At 63.9% G+C, this 21,480-nt stretch carries 13 protein-coding genes; 5 read left to right on the top strand and 8 right to left on the bottom strand.

Features of this window, described 5'->3' with window-relative positions:
- Positions 1-34: 34 nt before the first annotated feature.
- The gene (locus CLT72_RS28080; RefSeq protein ID WP_101414310.1) at positions 35-511 is read right to left on the bottom strand and encodes a hypothetical protein; all 477 of its coding nucleotides are present in this window, start codon (positions 509-511) and stop codon (positions 35-37) included.
- Positions 512-692: 181 nt separating this feature from the next.
- Between CLT72_RS28080 and CLT72_RS33115 the strand changes: the two genes are divergently transcribed.
- The 5 genes from CLT72_RS33115 to CLT72_RS28060 all read left to right on the top strand — a co-directional run bounded on the left by CLT72_RS33115 (position 693) and on the right by CLT72_RS28060 (position 6,063).
- On the top strand, positions 693-2,186 hold the full coding sequence (locus tag CLT72_RS33115) for a helix-turn-helix domain-containing protein (RefSeq protein WP_486484340.1): 1,494 nt from the start codon (positions 693-695) through the stop codon (positions 2,184-2,186).
- Positions 2,183-2,740: a GNAT family N-acetyltransferase gene (locus CLT72_RS28070; RefSeq protein WP_101414309.1), complete on the top strand. Its 558-nt coding sequence runs from the start codon at positions 2,183-2,185 to the stop codon at positions 2,738-2,740. Before CLT72_RS33115 ends, CLT72_RS28070 begins: the two co-directional genes overlap by 4 nt.
- Positions 2,741-3,153: 413 nt before the next feature.
- Entirely contained in the window at positions 3,154-3,906 is a 753-nt protein-coding gene (locus CLT72_RS31715) for a hypothetical protein (RefSeq protein ID WP_144082342.1), read from the top strand.
- Positions 3,907-4,175: 269 nt separating this feature from the next.
- On the top strand, positions 4,176-5,402 hold the full coding sequence (locus tag CLT72_RS28065) for a DNA cytosine methyltransferase (protein WP_486484339.1): 1,227 nt from the start codon (positions 4,176-4,178) through the stop codon (positions 5,400-5,402).
- A 172-nt stretch (positions 5,403-5,574) separates the two neighbouring features.
- A complete protein-coding gene (locus CLT72_RS28060) occupies positions 5,575-6,063 on the top strand; it encodes a very short patch repair endonuclease (RefSeq protein WP_486484338.1) in 489 nt (162 codons plus the stop codon).
- On the opposite strand, the gene drmB is transcribed toward CLT72_RS28060, so the two are convergent.
- The 7 genes from drmB to CLT72_RS28020 all read right to left on the bottom strand — a co-directional run bounded on the left by drmB (position 6,036) and on the right by CLT72_RS28020 (position 21,464).
- Entirely contained in the window at positions 6,036-7,844 is a 1,809-nt protein-coding gene (drmB, locus tag CLT72_RS28055) for a DUF1998 domain-containing protein (RefSeq protein WP_101415436.1), read from the bottom strand. The two genes, CLT72_RS28060 and drmB, sit on opposite strands and share 28 nt — an antisense overlap.
- Entirely contained in the window at positions 7,825-10,995 is a 3,171-nt protein-coding gene (locus tag CLT72_RS28050; RefSeq protein ID WP_101414307.1) for a helicase-related protein, read from the bottom strand. Before CLT72_RS28050 ends, drmB begins: the two co-directional genes overlap by 20 nt.
- Positions 10,992-12,512 carry an NERD domain-containing protein/DEAD/DEAH box helicase gene (locus tag CLT72_RS28045; protein ID WP_101414306.1) on the bottom strand — a complete coding sequence of 507 codons (1,521 nt, stop codon included), beginning with the start codon at positions 12,510-12,512 and terminating at the stop codon, positions 10,992-10,994. Before CLT72_RS28045 ends, CLT72_RS28050 begins: the two co-directional genes overlap by 4 nt.
- Positions 12,509-17,212: a sacsin N-terminal ATP-binding-like domain-containing protein gene (locus tag CLT72_RS28040; RefSeq protein WP_101414305.1), complete on the bottom strand. Its 4,704-nt coding sequence runs from the start codon at positions 17,210-17,212 to the stop codon at positions 12,509-12,511. The genes CLT72_RS28045 and CLT72_RS28040 overlap by 4 nt, the downstream gene beginning before the upstream one ends.
- A 1,459-nt stretch (positions 17,213-18,671) precedes the next feature.
- The gene (locus CLT72_RS28030) at positions 18,672-18,977 is read right to left on the bottom strand and encodes a helix-turn-helix domain-containing protein (RefSeq protein ID WP_101414303.1); all 306 of its coding nucleotides are present in this window, start codon (positions 18,975-18,977) and stop codon (positions 18,672-18,674) included.
- Between the two features lie 23 nt (positions 18,978-19,000).
- The gene (locus tag CLT72_RS28025) at positions 19,001-20,194 is read right to left on the bottom strand and encodes an aminoglycoside phosphotransferase family protein (protein WP_101414302.1); all 1,194 of its coding nucleotides are present in this window, start codon (positions 20,192-20,194) and stop codon (positions 19,001-19,003) included.
- A gap of 40 nt (positions 20,195-20,234) precedes the next feature.
- Complete coding sequence (locus CLT72_RS28020) at positions 20,235-21,464, bottom strand: multidrug effflux MFS transporter (protein ID WP_101414301.1); 1,230 nt, start codon at positions 21,462-21,464, stop codon at positions 20,235-20,237.
- Between the last annotated feature and the right edge of the window lie 16 nt (positions 21,465-21,480).

The raw sequence follows: 21,480 nt of genomic DNA, 5'->3' as shown, positions 1-21,480 counted from the left end.
GGCAGTCTATGCCCGGAACCGCTGCTCGACCGGCCTACTTCTTGGGGCTGTCGTGGCAGCCGGCGTGGCACTGGTTGCACTTCGAGTTGCAGCCGGCAGCCCGAACCACCCAGAGCGGCGCGTCGAGCACGAAGCCGGCGGCGGTGATCGCGGCGACCGTCCGGGAGATCGCGGCGCCGATCGGCTCCGGGCCCGACGGGCGGTTGTCGTCCGGCACGGGCTCGGGCCGGTGGTGGATGAATCGGCCGGCGACGCGGTCGCAGAACTCGGCGTAGTCGTGGGTGTGGAGGATGAACGTGTGCCAGCCGATGTCCACCAGGTCGGTCGGCCCGATCGGCTCGGAGGTGACGGCACACGCGCCGAGGAAGGCCAGCGCCTGGTCCATGATCCTGGCGGGCAGGTCCGGGGCCAGGTCGGGGTGGTCGTGGGCGACGCGGGTCGTCAGCCGGTCGAACAGCTCATCCGGTACGAGGGTCCGGCCGGTGCGGGTCTTGTCGGCGGTGAGCAGCATGGCGCTCCTTCCGTTGAGGTCTGCGCTCAGGCTGTGGCCCGGCGGCCGGGTAGCCGATGACGGCGTGAGCATTGCCGATATGCGCGCTGCGTATACCGCACCCGCACGGAGCGGCTTCAATGGATAGGCTCGACGAGGCGAGACGGACGGACGGAGCCACCTGCGCATGGCGAGGTTGCCGGTGACACACGCGAACTGCCCCCGATGCGGCGGACGGCTGGCCCGCGACAACGACAGCGGACGCTGCGCGCCGTGCCAGGCCGCCGAGCGCGACAGGCTGAGCGCGCCGCCGGTGGTGCCGGCGAGCTTCTGGGAGCACGGGCCGGTGCGGCGGGCGCTGGCGGAGCGGCATCTCGGACGGGTCGTCCGGGCATACCGGTTCCATCCGTACCACGGGCGGGCCGCGTTGCCGCAGACCGTGGTGGCGGGGTGGCTGGGGATCACGCAGGCACAGCTCAGCCGGGTGGAGAACGGGCCGCCGCTGGTGCACCTGGATCGGCTTACCCACTGGTCCCAGTTGCTTCGGATCCCGCCCCGCTTCCTGTGGTTCAGTCTCCCCGCCCGGTTAACCAAGAATGCGGAGCACGACCCCGTACCCGTGAAAGAAGCCGGACTGGCAGCGACGCCGGCGCGGACTGATGCCAACCTCGTGGCATCGAGCCAAGGAGGTGGCACTACGGACCGTCGACAGTTCCATGCCCTCGCCGCACTCGCGGGCATCGCCGCGACCGGTTCCCTCGACCTGCTCGCCGCACCCCAGAACACGGCCCGGAGCATCGGCATGGAGCAGGTCCGCGCCGTCGGCTCGCTGGTGGACGAGTTCCGCCGCGCCGACGCGGCAGTGGGTGCCAACCGGCTCTGCGACATCGCCATCCGGGTGCACGCCCAGCTGTCGGCGGCTGCGGCGAAGGCCACATACAGCCGGGACGTCGGCGAAGCCCTCCAAGCCACCCTCGCCGACCTTGCCATAGAGACGGCCTGGCTCACCATCGACGCGAATCGCCGCCCGGAAGCCAGGGCCTACCTGAACGAGGCGATCACCAGAGCCCGCTATACCGATGATCCGCGAATGGAGGTACGCGCATTCGCCTACCTCGCGCTACTGACCTGCCAGGACCGTCCCGGTGAGGCGCTGCACGCCGCCGAGGCGGCACTCCGGTCCTCCGCCGGGTGGGGCACCCCACGGCTGGCCACGCTGCTGCACCTGCGCGCCGCACGCACGTACGCAACCCTGAACGACATGAGCGGTTTCCACCGGGCGATGAGCAGGGCTCAGCGCGAGTTCGACCGTGGTGCCAGTGAGGACGACATGCCGTTCCTCCACTTCGTCACCGCGCAGGAAATGAAGGGCATAGAGGGCCTTGCCTACGGAGCCCTGGGCAGGCCCGAGCGCGCGGCCGGTTCCTTCCGAACCATCACCGAGAATCCGTCCCCAGTTCTTCGGCGTAACCAGATCTACTACTCGGTCCAACTCGCGAGCGCCGCCTACCGGCAGGGCAACCTCGACGAGGCGGCATACACGGCGATGAACCTGCTGCCCGCCATTGGTCAGGTGAGTTCGGGGCGGGTGAGTCTCCAACTCGCGCAGATCCGGTCCGACCTGGGGCAGTCACAGCGGCAGAGCGCCGCGACCCGAAAGTTCATTGAGGCGTACGACCATGCGGTGCGCGCATGATCGAGGGCTTGGAGCTGCGGCACCACACCGCCGAGCAGGCCGCCGGGCTAATCGACCGGCTCGTCGGGCTCTACCTGACGGTGCACGCGGACGGCGGCGAGTTCCACAGCGAGGACCGGTACCGCCGTCAGCTTGCTGGCCACATGCAGCGCGACGGCTGGGACCTCGTGACCGCCACAGTTGACAGCGAGCTGGTCGGCTACATCTACGGCTTCCCGCTACCCGCTGAGACCAGGTGGTGGGGTGGCATCCACGAGCCCATCCCGGCCGGGTTCACCGACGAGGATGGGAGACGGACCTTCGCCATCAGCGAACTGATGGTGGCCCCTGACTGGCGCCGCCGTGGGATCGCCAGGTCGCTGCATGACGAGCTACTCGCTGGCCGCACGGAGGAACGGGCCACTCTCCTGGCAGAGCCGGACAACACCCCGGCCCAGGCCGCCTACCAGAGTTGGGGCTGGCGGAGGGTCACCAAGCTCCGGCCCGGTTGGGAACACGCGCCCACATACGACGTCCTGAAATTGGATCATCAGCTGTGGGACTCAAGCACCTGATCGATCCCGCGCGATCGGTTGTCAGGATCACTCATCCGACTCACGACCTTACCCGTCAATATCCTCCAAATAGGCAGCGCACGCGTGCCCTTCGTACGATGACGCCACGCACATGCGGCAATACTGTCACCTGGTCCGGTATACAGCCACCCGGATAACTGCAGTCCAATCCCATCACCGCTAGCCGCCGACGAGATCAGCGAAAAATCCAGTGACAATCGACCCGGATCGAGTTGAATCATGAGTAGGACTAATCAGACGCAGCATGAAACCACTGTGAGCGGATACGCCTCATCTTTGGTAGCGCAGCAAGTCGCAGCACTGACACCTTCCGTGGCGACTTCGATAACTACCGCCCAGACGCGGCTAGCAGTCGGGGCTGTCGCACTCGTTCAAGATGCCAGGATTTGACCATGAAGCCCCGTACCGTCCGAACACGCGACATCCTCCGCTATGCGCGTGGCGCTAGCCACCGTCAAGAGACGCTCGACGGCTACCTCAATTACTACTTCTTGATGTCACCGTCAGACAGAAGCCTGCCGCGCATCCAGTTGGAGCGAGGAATCAATACGCCCGCAAAAGTTCACGGCCCGGACGGAGCACGACGGCCAGTCGTTGCCCTTCGGTCCAGCCCCTGGAAAGCTGGACACGCAACCAATCCCTGGTTCGACTACTTCGACCTGAGTCACGGCCGTGTTCGCTACTACGGAGACCACAAGGCAGACACCCCTGGCTCGCTCGGCTCCACCGCAGGCAACAAAGCGCTGCTCGATGCATGGCCACACTATGCGGCTACCTGCGTAGAAACCCGACTACTTGCTCCGCCACTCTTACTGTTCCGCTCGGTCACCGTAGAGCGAGAAGGGCAGGCCCTCCCGAAGGGCTATGTACAGTTCTGCGGGGTCGGCATCATCCAGCGCCTCGAGCCGGTCGTACAGCATGACGAAGCCACGGGCAAGAGCTTTCCAAACCTCGCCCTGGACATTTTCGTCATAGACACCTCCGACCAGGGCGCGATTGACATGCGTTGGATCGACGACCGCCGCAACCCGGGTCTGGACAGCCTCCAGGCGAACCGGCACGCCCCGCTCTCTTGGAGCCGTTGGATCCGAGAAGGGCAGCAAGCAATTCGGCCTGTCCGACGGTCCGTCGCTCCCGCGCCGTGAAGAACATACCGAGCTCTCGACTCAGCCAGTGCCAGCAACGGGAGTCGACGTCCCCGGTCTCCTCGGCGACGTCTACATGGCGCGGCTGATCCAGGCGCCGCCCCCATCGGCGAGAGGCGAGGGGACTTCAGCTACGCTGCTGGACCACAAGTCGCCTCCACCCCTTGCCGACGTTCAACCGCACTGCCTGGCGGGCAACGGATGTCGTAGGTGGGTTGTACGGTCGGCGCAAAACGCCCGGATCCCCTGGTCGACGAAAGAAGAGGCCGTTGGAACCGCTCTCCCCTCCCACCACCTGGCGGCCGGCGCGCCTCCGCGACAGCGGCAAGCTTGATCAATACCATTGCTCCGCTACCTCTGGTGATCTCTGCATGGCGGCGTCTCCGATGCAGGAGGACGGTGTGTCGGACACGTTGCAGGGCAGGTCGGACAAGCTCCGAGTCGTCGACCTTTTTGCCGGCTGCGGCGGCCTGACGGCAGGCTTCCACAGCACTGGCCGGTACCGGTCGGTAGGGGCCGTCGAATTCGATCTCGCCGCCGCCTCCACTTATGCAGCGAATTTCGGTGAGGATAAAATCTACTGTGGCGATATCGCCGAATGGGTCAAAAATGACCTACCGACAGCTGATGTTGTAATCGGTGGGCCCCCCTGCCAGGGATTTTCCACCTTGGGCAAGCGCGATATCGGTGATCCGCGCAATTCCATGTGGCGACAGTATGTCCAGGCTCTAGTGAAGATCAGACCCGCCGCGTTCTTGCTCGAGAACGTCCCACAGTTTGAGCGCTCCAGCCAGTTTCACAGCTTCTGGAAAGAGACGTGGCCCGGCGGGGCGCTAAGCGACTATGTGTTGAGTTTCAAAACTATTGTCGCCGCCAGCTTCGGAGCAGCGCAGGTTCGCCGCAGATTCATTGTTATTGGGACCCGCAAAGACTATCCGCAGATACTTGTGCCGACTGGGAAACTCCCCCGAGAAGAGTGGAGAACCGTACGCGACGCAATCTGGGGGCTACGCCACTCCGTTATCCCGGAGAACACGGAGCTTCCGGACGACATGGACCGATTCTTCGATCAGGAGGTGCCAGGAGTTTTCAAGGCGTCGGCCCTCGACTTCGCACGGCGATATTCGGATATTTCTGTTGAGCGTATGAAATGGATTCCACCGGAGGGGGATCGGCGGAGCATCCCGCAACCTCTCCTTCCACCATGCTGGGTGGGACGGACGGACGGCATGGACGTGTTCGCGCGCCTTCGCTGGGATCGCCCTTCGGTCACAATCAGGACGGAGTTCTTCAAGCCCGAGAAAGGTCGCTACCTACACCCCGAAGAAAACCGAGCTTTGAGCCACCACGAAGCCGCGTTACTGCAGGGCTTCCAGGATGACTTCAAGTGGTGCGGCACCAAGATTCAAATAGCCCGACAAATCGGCAACGCCGTGCCGGTTGAGCTGGCCGCAGGTCTGGGAGAGCATATTGCCACCAATCTGGATTCCCGCTAACTATCCCGCACTCTTGGTCGGTGCGCGATCGTATTGGCCGTGAGTGCCGCGTTGGTCTCGAACCTCGTGGACGCCTACATAGTGCTCCGGCAGCCGCCGCAACAGGAGCCAGAGCCCAACGACTACCGGAGTTAGTCCCATCACTACCCCGAGAGCTACGTCCGACGCTCCCGTGCCGAGCTCAGCTGGCGTCAGTGGTCGCATGCAGCGGCAGCGCCGAAAGGACACCGAGCCCGAGCTGGCGATTCGTCGAGCCCTGCATCGCTCAGGGCTGCGGTATCGGATCTGCGTGCCGGTCACCGGCTTGCGCCGGCGGACGATCGACATCGCCTTCACCCGTCTCAGGTTGGCCGTATTTGTTGACGGTTGCTTCTGGCATGGCTGTCCCCAGCACGCAACCTGGCCGAAGAACAATGCGGCGTGGTGGAAGGCAAAGATATTGAAGAACCGTGAGCGGGACCGCGAAACCACCCGCAAGCTCAAGGATGGGGGCTGGACCGTCGTGCGGATCTGGGAGCACGAGTCAGCGGAAGATGCCGCAGGCCAGCTCCTCGAGCTAATTAAGGGTATGCGGAGGGCGGCAACCCACTCCGGCGCGTTGCCGCCGAGAAGCGGCCTCGCTCGCACGAGCGATCACCCGTCCAACCTGCATCGAACCTGATCGAGCACGTGATCGAGGAGTCCAGGTACGTTCCCTCCACCAAGAACGAGCTGGCGGTCCAGAAGACGATTGGCCGTCTCGCACGATGTCTCGCTCACGAGCGCACATCCGTGACACGCCGATAGGTTGAGCTGCGAGGAGCCTTGACGGTCGCTCTCGATGCACACCGGGTCATTCGAGCAGACATCCGCGTCACTCAAGGCAGCTAGAAGCAGCTCAAGCACCTTGTCCGGCTCACCTAGCCGAACGAGTCCTCCAAGGGTCCCCTGCGCATCTCCAGCAGCCGTGTAAATCAAGATGCCCGCAGTGCGATCCGGACGATCAGAGTGGGCATAGATACGCTCTTGAAGAGACGCTGAAGAATAGCCACTCGCAAAAGCAAGCCTGCGGATAAGCAGGTGAGAGATTGTGTGTAACGCAATGTAGCGCGGCTCAGGCATATCCAAGCGGTGAGCCCAATGACTACAGTTCCTCCGCTTCACCAAGATGTCGGCGCGTGCACGGACTTCAGGCAGGGCCTCCCACTCGGACACACCGTCCTCATCAAATCGGAGGAAAATCCCTTCGCCGAACATTTCAATTGCCGGGTAAACCGGATTTCGCTTCCGGTCGGGACCAAGATCCGCTGGGACGAAAACAGCGTCGGCGTTGTGGCGTCGAAAACCACGAAGTACTCGGACCTCGCGGACCCGACGCACCTGGCCGACGCTGACGAGCCGGCTTGTCAACGCTGACGGCCACACGGAGTCGGTCGGCACCTTCCATCCGTCAACGACAAAGTCGCCACCGCTGCGGTCCCGGCCTCCTTCAAGCTTTTTGAGGAAAGCCGCCCACTCTCCGTCCTTCAAGTCGAGAAGCGGAGTCTCTGCGGGATTTTCGCCCCCGGCTGCGAGGCCAAGAACATCTTCGACCGATACCCCCAGCTCATCGGCAATCCATCCCGCCACAAGTTCTGCTTGTGGCCCGCCGTTGTCAGCGACCACCTTCTCGAAGTAGACGTGGCTTCGGATCCGGTCCGCATTTTCCGCGGACCGCGGACGCTCCTCAGGGATGTCGAGCGCCGAGAGGCGCTCGGCGATGTAGTTGCCGGTGGCGCCGCGTTGAACGGCTCTGAGGTGGTACTCGCAACCGTTGTCACGCTTCGACTCCTCCCAAGGCTGGGTGCCTTCGCATCGGATTCCGTCCCGGTGCAGCGACTCTGCGCCTACGAGGTCGGAGAGCGGGCGGAAGCGCTTGCAGGCGTTGCAATGGACACGAAGCGATGCCAAGCCTTCGCCGTGCTGGGACGAGCGCACGAACTTCAGTTCCTTGTATGCACGGCAGAACCGCACGGCATCGTTGACGCCAGCGTCGTTGCCGCGGTGAGCCCATTTGAACCAGGGAACGTCCTGAATGTGGCTACCCTTCTCGCAGATGGCGACGTATCGCATCGGCACAAGCGCCCCACCGCAATCACACCTGTTGACCCAACGGCCCTTGTTCCTGCCCGTGAGCTGCGAGAGCTTCGTGCATCTTTCGCAAAAGCGCCAGGCGGGAAACCGCCAGTAGAGCAAATGCGTGCTGTCCTTGCCCGCCCGCCCAGAGTGAGCTGGCGCTTGCCGAAGGACGCCTGCGCCCAGCCGCGCGAGGAGTCGTTCGCAGGTGATTTCGGGAGCGAACTTGCGATCCCACCACGAGGTGTCGGGCGCGATCAGAGACTCTCCGAGCACGTCGACGATGGACCCCACGCCGAACGGCGCAATAGTTTCTGAGAGACGAAGATCATGCGTGATCCGTTCCACGGCCGCCCCCTTCCAAAGGCTCACGGACTTGAACGGCGACGTTCGGCTCGACTGACCGCATCGAGTCGGCAACGAGCCATCCCTCTCCGCGCTGACCGAACCGCTTCAGCAACGCTTCATCGTCCGCTTTTCGGCGGTCGTAGAACAATTTCGCTCCTGCGTCGCGGGCAAGCTTCGCACGGCGGTCCCAGTCGCGCAGCAGCTGCCAGACCTCCTCTTCAGTCTCCTTGGCCTCGATGCACTCCGACCGACTCACCATGTCGACAAACGTCGTGACGAGCTTTTCGACCGCCTCGCCCATCCGACTATCGTCAAGATCAAGCATCGACGCCGAGTCATTTGCTACGAGAGCCGGAATCGAATGCCTCATCAAAGCCACAAGGGCGCCTGCCAGTGATCTCGCGCGCGATGCCATGGACCACGGCGTGACGCTTGTCGGCTCAACGTTGCGGTAGAGCGCCTCATGATAGCTCCGAAAGGTCTCGAAGTGCGAGCGATCACGTGCTCGGTTGGACCTGAACAGAGTGGTGACGATGCCGTTGTTCCGTCCACGGCCTACGCGGCTGGTGGCCTGGATGTACTCGGCGGTCGTCTTCGGCTGGCCAACCATCAACATCAACGCCAGACGAGGGATGTCGATGCCGACTGACAGCATGTTCGAAGATAGGACGACGTCGACCGCTTCATCACTATCGTCAGCGCTTCGGCCCAGTTCACGCAGGTCGTTAGGGAGTTCCTCGGGCCCTCGCCGGCTGGTGAGCTCCAATACCCGATCGGCGCGAACACGACGCAACGGCAGGCGCAAGCGCTCAGAACGAGGTTCCAAGCGCCCGTTCACATCGTCGACTACCAACGTTCCCGTACGCCCGAGCTCCCGGAGACTGTTGTGGTACATCACCGCAGTCCAGTAGGAGTCCCTTGTCGCACCAGGAGCGGTTTCCTGGGCCAACACCTCCGGAATCTCGATCTGAGGCGCGACCGCGGCGATGACCGCGGACACCTGCGAAAGGGACTGCGGCATCAGGCCTACGTACAGGCGGCCTTCGCCACTTTCAACCGGGCGGGAGAAGAACGTCCTATCGCCGTCGAGTCCAGCTGGCGGGTACAGCGCAACGCTTCGCCCGTACAGCCCTCGAACCTGTTCGTCGGACGCACGAATCGTAGCTGTGGAGGCTACGATCTTGGGAGGCGCACCACCTTGACTCAATAGGATCTGGAGCACAGCGTCGAAAACTGCAACCGTCGTACCAAGCGGCCCTGACAGCAGATGCAGCTCGTCTTGGATGATCATCGACGGCTGGCGGAATGCAGTCCCGAGGCCGAGCAGACTTCCCGCCTCTGGCTTGAACTGGAGGCGTGCGAACTTATCGACTGTTGCAAGCAAGATCGTCGGCGGCTCTTCGTAGAGGACCTCGTCGACCACAGCTACCGGGAGTTCTTCCCTGAACCGACAGCTTGCACGGGTACAGTGAATGACCACATCGTTGCCGATGGAACGGAAGCCATATCGACTCAGATCGTGAGACCTGGCGCCGGGCAGAAGCGCACCACCGCACCATGGGCAGCTCTCGACCTGAAACCGATTCGCTTCCTCCGGTCGGGCGGCCTTGTGCAGACGTTCGAGGGCAGCTTTAGCTTCTCGCCGTGTGCCAGGAGTGACCTCGTTACCGACCCAGAGGCCAATCGTAAACTTCGCCATGCCCTTGGCCCGCTCGTCATCGCGCCGGAGCAGCTCCATCGCGCAGACAAGTGACGCAGCACGCTGAAACTGCTGCGATGTCAGTAGACGAAGCGTGTATCGGGTGATCACTGCTGTGCCAGCACCCCTGATACTGTGATCGATCCGGCGACGGAAGATCTCGATCGCCGCCAGTCCGAGGTAAGCCTCCGTCTTTCCACCACCCGTCGGGAACCAGATTAGATCGACTAGCTGGCGATCGTCGTGCGTCTCGTCGACGGTTGACGCCAGGGCCACCAGCAAGAAGCCGAGCTGGAACGGACGCCATCGGGGCTCGTCGACCCCGTCAGGATCGTCGGCGCGCTTGATCGCCGACTGGCGCATCTGCAGTCGCATCGCGGTCATCCCGAGTGCGAAGGCTACCCGCAGCGATGCCTGTTCAGGGGAACGCAACAGGTTGACGCCAGCTTCCATGCGATGCACGGCGGTGCATGCCCGGTCAGTGATCGATCGTGCGATCGGTGCATCGAGCCGGAAGCTGTCAACGCGGTCTTCCTGCGTCGACACCCAGTCGGAGAAGGCCTTGACAAATGCGTCGAGCATCGAGGTGACTTCGACTGTCTGTTTGTCGATCCGTGACAGGTTCTCGAGCCGTAGCGCCTGGGCCTCGAGGGTAGCGGGGTCGAACCCTGTGGTCTCGATCGCGGGGACGACGAATGCCGGCACGGGGTCGAGGAAGACGCGGCTACACTCTCCATTGGTGAGGACCCAGTCGGCCGCCATGCCGTGCCCGACAGCATAGACCTTCCTGTCCCGGTAGCGAAGTCGCAGCTCCGCCGACTCGGCGTCGAGATCCAAGGACCTCGGGCCGTCGTACTCGCAGAACTGCCCGCCGGGTTCAGGCGTAACACTGAGCGCGACTTGAAAGAGCATCAGGCCAATGTCAGTCCGGTCGCTACCTGTTGATTTCGACAACACTCGTGCGTGCACCGATACAAGATGGGCGGTGCCATAAGGACGCCATCTCGACCCAATCTCGATCGGTGTGTTCCCTGCGTAAAGCTGATGCGGAGGCCGCTCCTGGGAAAGATCGAGCCCGTCGAACCGGAAAGGGTGGCGTTGCCATCGCGGGGGACCATCGCCCGTGACCGGTTGGTAGGTCGCTCCTGAAAAGTCGCATGAGACGGTCGGCCTGTCCGTGACAAAGGAGATCGCGACTGATGAAGGGCGCCAGTCCTCGGCAAGCGGCACACCTGCACTGCTCTCGTCCACGTCTCCTGAGGCGACATCATCCTCAGCCCCCCGGTCGGATTCCTTCAGGTTCGGCACCGAGGACTCGGCTGGAAACAGCATCCCGACGGCGTACTGACGGTCAGGAAGGTTGAGGACGACCTCGTCGTCGCCTCCATCAGGTCCGAGGTATGCCGCTCGCAGGTGCTTCAGCGTGATCTTCTGTGCTTTGGTCCGGGTCATTTCGTCACCAGCCGCTGTCGGAGTAGTTGCTGAAGGCGGCGTTTGTCATCCTTGGACGCAACAACGTGCAGAGAGACGCGAGCACGTGTTGCCGCAACGTAGAGGGCTGCAGTGCCAGCTCTGTCGAAGGACGAGGGAAGGTCGCAAAGGACAACGTGCTCTGCTTCGAGACCCTTCGCGCACTTGGGGCTCGTGACGGTGAAGCCATAGCGTGTTAGGTAGGGATCCGCCGTCGACGTCGTGCTGATGATCCAGATGTCTTCCCTGCGTACTCCGTCGGCAACCAACTGCATCGCCACGGACTCGGCCTCGTCGACGTCGGGATCCCCGCCGGGCGTGTGCCACTGGACCTTCTCCCCGTGGACGATGCCCGGATCTCCGACGTCCGCTCCGAGGTACTCCTGCACCACGTGCACGATCGCCTTAGTGTTCCGGACGTTAAGGTCCAGGTCCACCGAGAGTGCCTCTTCGGAAACGAGCTCGAAGACGTCCTTGTCGAAGCTGCCGTCGACGTGAGCTTGGTTGTTCGGGTCAAGACCCATCCGCCATCGGCCTGCGGCCAGTCCGCCGACCACGATCGTATCGAGTGTGTCCATCACCGCAGCGGTCATCAGATCCTGCGCCTCGTCGACAAAGACGGTCTCGTAGGCCTTGACCCCATTTAGCTTGCCGAACGGAAGAAGATCTATGTTTCGGCCAGCGATGCGAGGGGCGAAAAAGCCGGTGAGTTCCGGGGATCGGAAGGTGATCAAAACGGACCTCCCTTGGTCCGCCTCCTGCTTCGCCGCTTCCACCAGGACGAGTGACTTGCCCGTTCCGGCACCACCGAACACCATCACCCGCGGATTACGTGCCAGCGAGGCGAGGACCCTTGCTTGACCGGCTGTGGCACGGTTCTGCTCCTCGATAACTGCGCCGCGCTGAGCATCGATCACGGGCATGCGCGTAAACTCTCCAAAAAGACGCGTCCGAAGGTCATGGATCCTCGCGGTCTTCCGGCCTGCAGGAGCCTTGCGAGCAGCAACCGTGATCACATCGAGAGCATCGGTCAGCCCGGCAACACTCATGTCGTCCTTCGCGAGCCATTGAGTCGGCTGCCATTCGACTGAGTGTGGAGGTGTCTCGATATCAGGCGTGATAACGATAGCCTCGTGCGCGAACCAGCCGACTCTCTCCTCATGGAGGATGCCTCTGAGCGCATACATGGCGGACCGTGCCTGTTCCATCGGCGAGCTTCCCAGCTTATGCCAGTCGCCGCGTCGGTCAACGCTGTACCAGAGGCCGTCGTGTTTCCTCACGCCGCCACCCTTGGCCTCGACGAGAACCACCACACCTTTCCACAGGATGACGAAGTCCGCTTCAGCCTGCTGCTTGTAGGCGTGGGAGCGTAGTTTTACGGAGTGGAAGGCGACCGCGTCGGCGTCGATGTCGACCTGTCGAAGCAATCGAGCGATCCTGCGTTCGGCGTCGCTGCCCGCGTTCTTCTCGATGTCTCTCAGGTCAGGAACAAGAATCATACGCGCTGCTCCCGCCAGAGGTCCTCGTAGGCTCGGTAGCCGAGAAAGTCGTTGACGTCGCCGAAGTTGTCCGCCATATCTACAACCAAGCATTTGTCCTTCCCACCGTTGGCGGGACCGCGCAAGCCACGTCCGGCCATTTGAATGTAGGCGTTCGGACTCAGAGTCGGGCGGGCGATGTACAACGCGCGGACGCCAGGGGCATCGAATCCTTGGATCAATAAGTCGCAGTTCGCCAGGACCCGTATGTCGCCCCTCTTGAATCGCTCGATGTGGTCTCGGCGGGCTTGCCTACCGGTCTGTCCGCTCACCGCAGCCGCCTCGCGACCGCGGTACCGAAGCGTTGCGGCGAGCACCTGGGCCGAAAGGATGCTGGGAGTAAACACCAACACCGGCCAATCCTCGTCCAAGCTCATAATGTGGTTTACCAAGATCGACATACGTGCTTGGTCACGTCCGATGCGGTCAAGAACGGTGTGACTAATCCGGCGATGCCTTCTGGCTTCAGCCAGTTCATCCGGCCGAAGGGCTACCTCGATGCCGTTTAGCACCTCGTGCTCAACTCGAGCAAGCACTCCGAGCTCGGCTAGCTCCTTGTAAGCGTTTCCCTCAAAAGCTCTTAGCTTTTGCTTGCCGAACCTGCTTGCGAGCGACGCCGTCGCAGTCTCGGACGTTCCCTTGAACGGCGTCGCAGACAGACCGACCAGAGGGCGTTCCCAACCCCGGCCTGCCACACCGAGCCAGTTCAGGATCCGCGTGTACCTCTCGGAGTCGCCCGCGCGGTGGCCTTCGTCTACGATGACCGCCGAGGCATTGCTCAGCCACTCGTACTCGTGAGAGCCGAGGATTACGTCGAGCTTGGCGTCCGTCGCGACGATGACACTGAACTCCGTGTCCGGCTCGTGCACGGTGTTGCTCTCCCATAAACGGCCAATCGTGAGAGGCCGCTCGTCTCTGAGCCCACGCCAGACGGTGCTCCAGGTCTGCACAGCCTGCTCACAGAGCTCTTGCGACTGTGCGATCCATAAAACCGGGCCACGAAGAGAACCCTCGATGAATAGCCTGAGCACGGTCTCCGTCGCGACGCGTGTCTTGCCCGCACCGGTTGGGAGTTCCACCATCGCCTTGTCGTGACGCCCGTTAGCATCCCGATGCGTGAGTACCCCTCGAAGCTGATGGCTGATCCTCTGTTGGAACTCGTGGAGAGGGTTGAGTTTGATCGCGCCGGGAACGACGAACTCATCGTCCTGGTGCTGGTTGCGGCGGCCAGCGTATTCAGATCCAAACCCCATCTTCCTCAACCACGAAATAGTCGCTGCACCCCCCGCCCATGCCTTCGGAACGTCGGGGAAACCCTCCTCTCGGAACTGATTTGCGAGCAGGCTTACGGCGTCGACTCCATAGACGGTAAGGAAAAGCTCGGCGACCGAGGTTGTCTCATTGACAAGGTCTTGCGCCTCGAGTGCATGCCACAGCCCTTTGGGTAACGCATCACGCAGGTCGTCCGGACCAAAATAAACTTCAAGTCGCTCGGCGTCGGTCGAGACCGCCTTGGCCTTTTGTCGGAGCGTCTCGAGATGGTGGTCCAGACCTGTCTGGAGGACCCTTTCGAGCTCAGCGTTCGAGAGACGCAGCTGAAAGGATTCGTTAACGAAACGGAGAAGCTGTTGCTCGTCAGCATCGCTGCGGACCACAAGGCTCAGTCCGTCGAGATGCCAATCCCGCGATTGGTCCTCCACGCCATCCTCTGTGGTGATCCGCTTGACAATCTGGACCGCTCGAGTGACGGTGGCGTTGTTGACCATGTCAGCGGCAGGGGTGCCACGTAGCCCAGTAAAGACGTCAATGAGCCTCTCGCTCTCCTGCAGTCCTTCGATCAGCATCGAGAACGCGAAGCTGTCCTCGAACCGCCGGCACCCCACTGACTCAACAAGCTCGTCGCCCTGGTTGCCCGTCACTCGCAGATAGGGGCGCTGCCGCGACGAAAGAAAGGCTGCATGCTCTTCCGTTGTGGCGAGGTATACCGACTGCGGAGCACGTCCCTCGATAGCTCGCTTCACCCGAGCTGGAATGCTAGGAGGTTGAGAATCCGGATAGGCGACACGGCTCGCCTGAAGGATAAAGTCGACGATCACAGAATCAGGAATGTGCGGCGCAAACAGTTTTGCTTCGAGCGCTTCCCTGAGTACCGGAACGGGAACGCTTCCCAGCTCGTCGGGCAGATCCAACGCCTCGGCAACCCGTGCTGGGCCGCGAAATAGCGGCAGGAAATGTTCGTACTTGACAAGGGACGGAGAGACAACATCGACCGGGGCACGAACCCCGCGGTTCGACTGCAGCATGCCGGCGCAATCGACGGCCCAGCGAGCTGGCGACTGCACGCGATAGGTCTTGCCGGTGTCGAGATCCTCACAGGTCCAGTCAGAGTTGTCAGCTTCGAGCAACCCGACAGTCCACTTCACGCGCATCTGGAGCGACGCGTCTGCGTCACGCAAGATAAAAAGCATAGAGAATGGTCCGGGCCCTTTGCCTGGGTAAATTTCAATGCGTTCGATCGGACGCTCGCCGGGCCCTTGTTTCGAGTTGAGGGTTCCCAAGATCCACTCGCGGTACTGCTCAAGGAAAGTCTCGTCTTCCGCGGAGTAGTCCTTAACTGGCCGGAGAACGACTCCCAGCTGATGGGCCACCTCCGGCAGACAGCGGCTACGATCCAGTGTCTTTGATGCTAACCCTTCACCTAGGAACTCTTCGAGATCAAATACCTGTCGAGGCCATGCCCATCCCCCGTCGCGCGTCGGCACCTTCACCGAGAAGGACTGCCTAGTCAGTACCTTCACAGCGTGAGAAGCAGGCAGTTCGAGAACGGCGTCCCAAAGCTTGGAGAACTCCTCGTCGCCCGACGTTGTCGAGAGCATCGTAAGGCGCGCATTGAGGATGGCAAGCGGGTCCAAGTTCCGGAAACCAGCCTTCCTGAGGCCGTCTTCCACGCCCGGCTGCTTCAGGAATGCGGAAGAGACAAATACACCGCCTTCGATCTCTATCCCCTCCTCCTGACGGAGGAAGACCAGGTTCTTGTCTATCAAGGCGCGCATGCCGTCGCTCGTCGGAATCACCTTTGCACGGTCGACATCATGCAAATTCGGGTTGCGACAGACGAACTTGAACGCATCTGCGGCGGATGCTACATCCCCTTCAGCCCACTCACGCAGCCAAGAAAGAAGTCCTCGTTTCGGCATCACCTCCAGGGCACGCTTCGCATCCCTCTCGCCATCCATAAGGCCGCATGATGTTGCTGCTACAAAAATCTGCCTCAGGCGTGTGAATCGCTGCTGTGAGGTGTAGCAACGCCAGTGGGGAACGTCTTCTCCAGTGTTCGGAGAACCGGTCCATGCCTGGTGGTCCTTCGCGTCGACCGCTATGGCGAAATCCAGAGGACGCAATACTGTAGCTCGCGCCAAGGTCCCCCCGGCATCGGGTACGACCTCAAGGCCCGCTGCTATCTGCGGTACGTGCGCGCAGAGCAGCTCGTCGCCGAACGATAGTGCCTCCTTTCCTCGTGCCGGCATGTAGTCGAGGTGAGCGGCGGGATCGTCGAGCGTGCTTGCCTGTGGAAGAATGCTGACAAAGACTTCGGAGAGGGTGCGGAGTATCTCCCGGTTGTACTCGTTCCTGAGCAACATCGTCCTGTCGTCATTCACGCTCCAGGGAGCGTTGAAGAGAGCGGACGCCGAGGTCTGATCCTCGAGCGGAAAGTAGGACCAGAATCTCCCAATACGCTGCCTTGCATGGCGCTTCGGAATCGCGACGGTAACCTTTACTTCCGCACGCGAGACGGCTTCCCCTACCTCCTTCCGGGCCTCAATTGATGGCGCGTGCATCCGATCTCTGACGATCCACTCGTCACCCCCGCCATCAGGGCGCTCGATCTTGAATATTCCATCACCGAAGTCGCGAGATACATGGCTGGTCTCGAACGCGTCTGCGCCGAGTACCCTCAGCTTTATCTCCCGTACAGCGCCAACGAAGAGGAGGAACTCCGAAGAAAACTCTTCGATCTCTCTGCGGAGCCGCTTAAGATTGGACGCACGTGGAAGCTTTATGATCGTGGCTGCCCACTCGGCGAGTTCCGTGAGAATAGGGTCCTCGGCCAAGGCGAGGGCCGGATCGATGACCGTCGCGGCACGAAGCGCCGGATAGCGCTTTGCAGTAGGGTCAATCTTAGCGATCTCGGCTCGAGCTGCGGGTGAGTTGAACTCGAACGCTACGGAGCGGCTAAAGACCTGCGGAGCACTCGAAACAGCCAGTACGGATTTGAATCCGAGTCCGAAGCGTCCGATCTCGTCGCCTCGCTTGCCACTCAGATGAGCATGTGTGATGGCGGTAAGCCCGTTCTTAGAGAACGGGCGTCCGGCGTTCGCACAATAGAGCGTCTGATTCAGGGTATCGAGAACGATTTCGACCCGACCAGCGAACATCCCTTGATCGTTGTTAATGCCCGACATAGCGTCGGCCGAGTTTTGCACGAGCTCGAGGAGCGTTCGGTTGGCATATCCACCGACCCGGATGGACTCCTCATGGTTTGCATGCTCGGAGATCAGATGTGGATTCGCTCGATAGGATTCGATGGCTCTGTTGAACTGATCCCTCACCTCTTGGACGAGCTTCGGGTCCGGCGTCCAAGGCTGGCGCGCGATTCTCATGGGAGAACATTCCTCACGTTCGGGCTCTTCGCGGCACCGCGACCACGTCTCGGCATGGGCGCACCACTCCCGCCTGTGACCCGTCCTCCCGATTCCCGGGACCTCAGCGACGGGCCGAACACGCCTCTGCTGTTGACGGAGCGCACATTCGCGAGCACCTGACCTACTGCCGACCCCACTTCAACCGCGGGCACCACTTCCGACCCGGCAAGCATCGTCACCCACCTCCCCACAAGGTGTTTTTGAACCCACGAAACGAGCCCTCCGGGCCCGATCCCTAGTCATTCCACCGATAAACTAAACTGAGCTGACTTACCTTTTATCGTCGATATGCTATGCAGTTAATAGTTGGCAAAACTGTCGCGACTGCAACTGACCATCCGCAGGTCACTAACACTCAACTCCCGTGCGGACCCCTTGCCATAAGGTACGTCCCCGAGGGCGCTGCACTGCTCCCAGCATGCCCACGACTTGACGGGGTAGACGCCTCTGGCGCCGGAGCCAGGCAAGGGTCGCCGGGCACCTTGGAGACCTCTAGCCAATAGGAGGTGCCCATGAGTTCCTGGATTGGCCCTCGGATCCACTCCCGCGTCTGCTCGATCCAGGAGCCGTGTGCGACGGATGCGACACTGCCGGTCACGGGATCGAACCCGCTCTGCGCGCAGCGGCATTGCCACCGGTTCGGGCAGTCGTCCCCGATGCCGCCGAACGCGACGGCGGTGCCGTCCTCGATTTGGGCTGTCCAGTCGGGCGCCGCCAGCCGCAGAGGCTTGGTGAGCTGCCCGAGGCGTTGCGTATCGGGGCGCCGAGCGACGAGCCGGCGTATCTCCGCGAGGATGCCGTCCCAGCCGCCGAGGTCAGCAGTCTGGCGGCTCTGGTCGAGCAGCCGCCACAGCCCACTGGCGTCCTCGCTGGACTCGCTTTCCTGCAGCACTGCCCGGTCTCGGATCCGTGCGGGTGATTCCCTCAAGGACGTGAAGCAGTGGGGCATGCGACACCTTTGGTTCTGCGTGCGTGGACCTGCCACGCCAAGGTCGGATCCATCTGTCGTCAGGAGGCCAGCCGTTGCTGCCGGCCGGTGTGCGGCGCGGGCGAACGGTCCCCTCCGCGCTGACCCACCTTCCTAATGGCGGTCCCCGGACCTTACCCGCACTAGTCCTACCAGCGGGACCCCCGATGCTCCAGGATCGGCTGCCGTCGGCTCTCTGATGCCCACCGCCAATTGCCTGCAAGATCGGTATTGCTCACACGCAGCTTTCTGCCGGCAATTCGACGTTCCTCCTGCTCAGCACGCACAGTGGCGTCGAGGTCGGGGCTCCGCGCGGCGGTCCAAGCTGACCGGAGCGGAGCATGTCGGCGGAACAGCATTGTCAGAGAAACGACAGCAGTGCGAACAGGCGGCATGGCTGGTGCGACGGGATGTGCTCCAGCGCGTGATGCGCCGAGATGGCTGGAACGTTCAGGCGGTGTCGGCACTAGGAGCGAATTTGACTTCCAGTCTCACGTTGAGCGCTCGTGCGAGACGCTCCAGGACCGGCAGGGTTGGCACGGTGCCGCCAGCCTCGAACCGGGCCACGGCGGACTGGGTCATGCCGGCAGCCCTCGCCAACTGGCTCTGGCTCCATCCCTTGTGTTCCCTTAGTAGCCGCACTTTCTGCCCAAGCTCGAAGGCGATGCGCGTCGCCTCGTATGCCTCCGCGGCTCCTGGCTCCGCTATCCGGCGGTCACGCAGGTCGTTCCAGTCGAGGTGCTTTCTCACGGCCATAGCACCGATGCTATAGCCTGCCTCTACTCGGCATCGTCACGCCGACACCCAGCCTGTGCGAGCGCCTGTGCGAAGTAGGTGTCGACGTCGGTCGCGTGGTAGATCCGTTCGCTCGCCTCGATGCCGTCGAGGAACATCGCGTACACCGCCGCCAGCCGCAGCGCCGCGATCGGCCGCAGCAACTCCACGGCCCGCTCCGGCTCGCACCCCGGCACCTCGGCCCGCCACCGCGCGCACCATTCGGCGAGCACCGGGGCGGCGACGTCGTCCGCTAGCCCCTCGGCCAGCCGCAGCGCGTCGAACGCCGGATGTCCCACGAACGCGTCGCCCCAGTCGATGACGACGTGCCGCCCGGCGTCGGCGCGTACGTTGCCGGGGTGCAGGTCGCCGTGCACGAGGGTGTCCGGCAGCCCGCACCCGCGTACCTCATCGAGCCGCGCCTCCAGCCCCGCCAGCAGGGATCGCACCGGCGAGGTGTCGTGGCCGGCCAGGCGGTCGCGGATCCAGCGCGGCAGGGCATCGGCGCGCAGGTCGGGTACGCCCGCCGCGACCAGTTCCGCCACGTCCGGCACGGACCGGACCTGCACCGGATGGAAGGCGGCGGCCATCGCCAGCCGCTCCTCGATCGGCGCCCCGTAGCGGTCCTCGCCGGGCACGTGCTCGATCAGCATCCGCCCGTCGCCGTCGTCCGCGAGCAGCGTCGACGTCCTTCCCGGCGCGGCCCGGCCCAGCCAGCGCAGCACGGCGGCCTCGTGCCGGAAGAACGCCGGCACCTGCTTCAGCCAGGCCGTCCCGCCCGGCCCGTCGAGCCGCCAGACGGCCGACAGGTTCCAGGTGCGCTGCTGGGTGACGGCCTCCGCCGGGCGGCCGAGCCGCCGCAGCTCGGCCGTCGCCCACGCGAGGCTGCGCGCCGGCCCGCCGGGCTCGGCGTAGGGGGCGCGCAGCGGGTCCGCCGACAGGTCGAGCTTCGCCGGTACGAGCGGCATGGCGGGCGGCCCGTCGACCTGCGCGAGGTACGTGACCGAGCCGCCCATCGGCTGCGGCGCGTCGCCGGTCAGCAGGCGGAGTACGGCCACCTCCACGCCGTACCGCCGACGGGCCTCGGCCACGACGGGGGCGACCTCCTGCCACCAGGGCGACGGCACGTCGAACGGCGGCAGGGCGCCGAGCGGCGCACCGGCGGCGTCGACCAGGACGAGGGTGACGGAGCGGGACACGCCGGCACGCTACCGCCGGCCACCCGGCCCGAGCGAGGGGTTAACGGCGGGCGCGGGCCAGGGTGCCGACGACGGCGAGGGAGGCGGCCGCCGCCCCGGCGAGCACCACGGCCATCGGGACGGCGCTGCCCTCGCCGCCCAGCCCGACCAGCGGCGCGGCCATCGCGCCCACCAGCGACTGGATGGTGCCGAGCAGCGCGGCGGCCGTACCGGCGTGGGCGGGGTGCCGGTCCAGGGCGAGCGCGGTGCCGTTCGGCATCACCATGCCGAGGGAGCCCATGAAGACGAAGAGCGCGACGGCCACCAGCGGCAGGCTGCCGAGCAGCGCGCCGGCGAGCAGGACGGCGGCGGCCAGCAGCCCCACGCCCAGCGGGCGCAGCAGCAGGGTGCGGGGCGCGAAGCGGTCCAGCAGGCGGGCGTTGAGTTGGCCGGCGGCGACCAGGGCGAGCGCGTTGACGCCGAAGATGAGGCTGAACGCGCCGGCCGAGACGCCGAAGACGTCCTGGAAGACGAAGGACGACCCGGAGATGTAGGCGAAGAGCGCGGCGAAGGCGAGGCCCTGCCCCAGCGCGTACCCCAGGAAGATCCGGTCGGTGAAGAGGGAGCGGCCGGCGGCGGCCGTGGCGGCGAGGCCGCCGGTGCTGCGCCGCGCGGCGGGCAGCGTCTCCGGCAGCCGCCACGCGACGGCGGCGGCGAGCAGCGCGCCGGTCACGGCGAGGGCGACGAAGACGGTACGCCAGTCCCCGAAGCGCAGCACCAGGCTGCCGAAGGCCGGCGCGGCCATCGGGGCGACGCCGAAGACCAGCGTGAGCCGGGAGAAGTACTTGGCGGCCTCACGACCGGAGTAGAGGTCGCGGACGACGGCGCGGGCGACGACGACGCCCATGCCGCCGGCGAAGCCCTGCGCGAGGCGCGCCGCGGCCAGGGTCTCGGCCGTCGGCACGGCCGCGCACACCAACGACAGCAGGGTGTACGCGGCGACGCCCACCAGCACGGGCCGGCGCCGCCCGAAGCGGTCGCTGAGCGGGCCGGTGACGAGCTGGCCGAGGGCCATGCCGATGAGGCAGGTGGTCAGCGAGAGCTGGATCTGCGCCTGGTTGGCGGACAGGTCGCCGGTCATCTCCGGGAACGCCGGCAGGTAGGTGTCCAGGGAGAGCGGCCCGACGGCGGTGAGCGTGCCGAGCAGCACCAGCAGCACGACGGCGGCCCGCCCGGTGGGCGCGGCGACGCGCTCGCCCGGTGGTACGGGTGGCGCGGTGGCGTGCGGCATGGTGGTCCCCTCACTG

Source organism: Micromonospora sp. CNZ309, from assembly GCF_002846525.1.
The sequence above is the reverse complement of the archived record's forward strand: the minus strand, read 5'-3'. Positions and strand labels throughout refer to the sequence as shown.

Coding starts and splice junctions, on each gene's coding strand:
- CLT72_RS31715 (WP_144082342.1), top strand. CDS start 3,154: ATGAAGCCCCGTACCGTCCGAACACGCGACATCCTCCGCTATGCGCGT.
- CLT72_RS28040 (WP_101414305.1), bottom strand. CDS start 17,212: ATGAGAATCGCGCGCCAGCCTTGGACGCCGGACCCGAAGCTCGTCCAA.
- CLT72_RS28050 (WP_101414307.1), bottom strand. CDS start 10,995: ATGACCCGGACCAAAGCACAGAAGATCACGCTGAAGCACCTGCGAGCG.
- CLT72_RS28030 (WP_101414303.1), bottom strand. CDS start 18,977: ATGGCCGTGAGAAAGCACCTCGACTGGAACGACCTGCGTGACCGCCGG.
- CLT72_RS28070 (WP_101414309.1), top strand. CDS start 2,183: ATGATCGAGGGCTTGGAGCTGCGGCACCACACCGCCGAGCAGGCCGCC.
- CLT72_RS28020 (WP_101414301.1), bottom strand. CDS start 21,464: ATGCCGCACGCCACCGCGCCACCCGTACCACCGGGCGAGCGCGTCGCC.
- CLT72_RS28045 (WP_101414306.1), bottom strand. CDS start 12,512: ATGATTCTTGTTCCTGACCTGAGAGACATCGAGAAGAACGCGGGCAGC.
- CLT72_RS28080 (WP_101414310.1), bottom strand. CDS start 511: ATGCTGCTCACCGCCGACAAGACCCGCACCGGCCGGACCCTCGTACCG.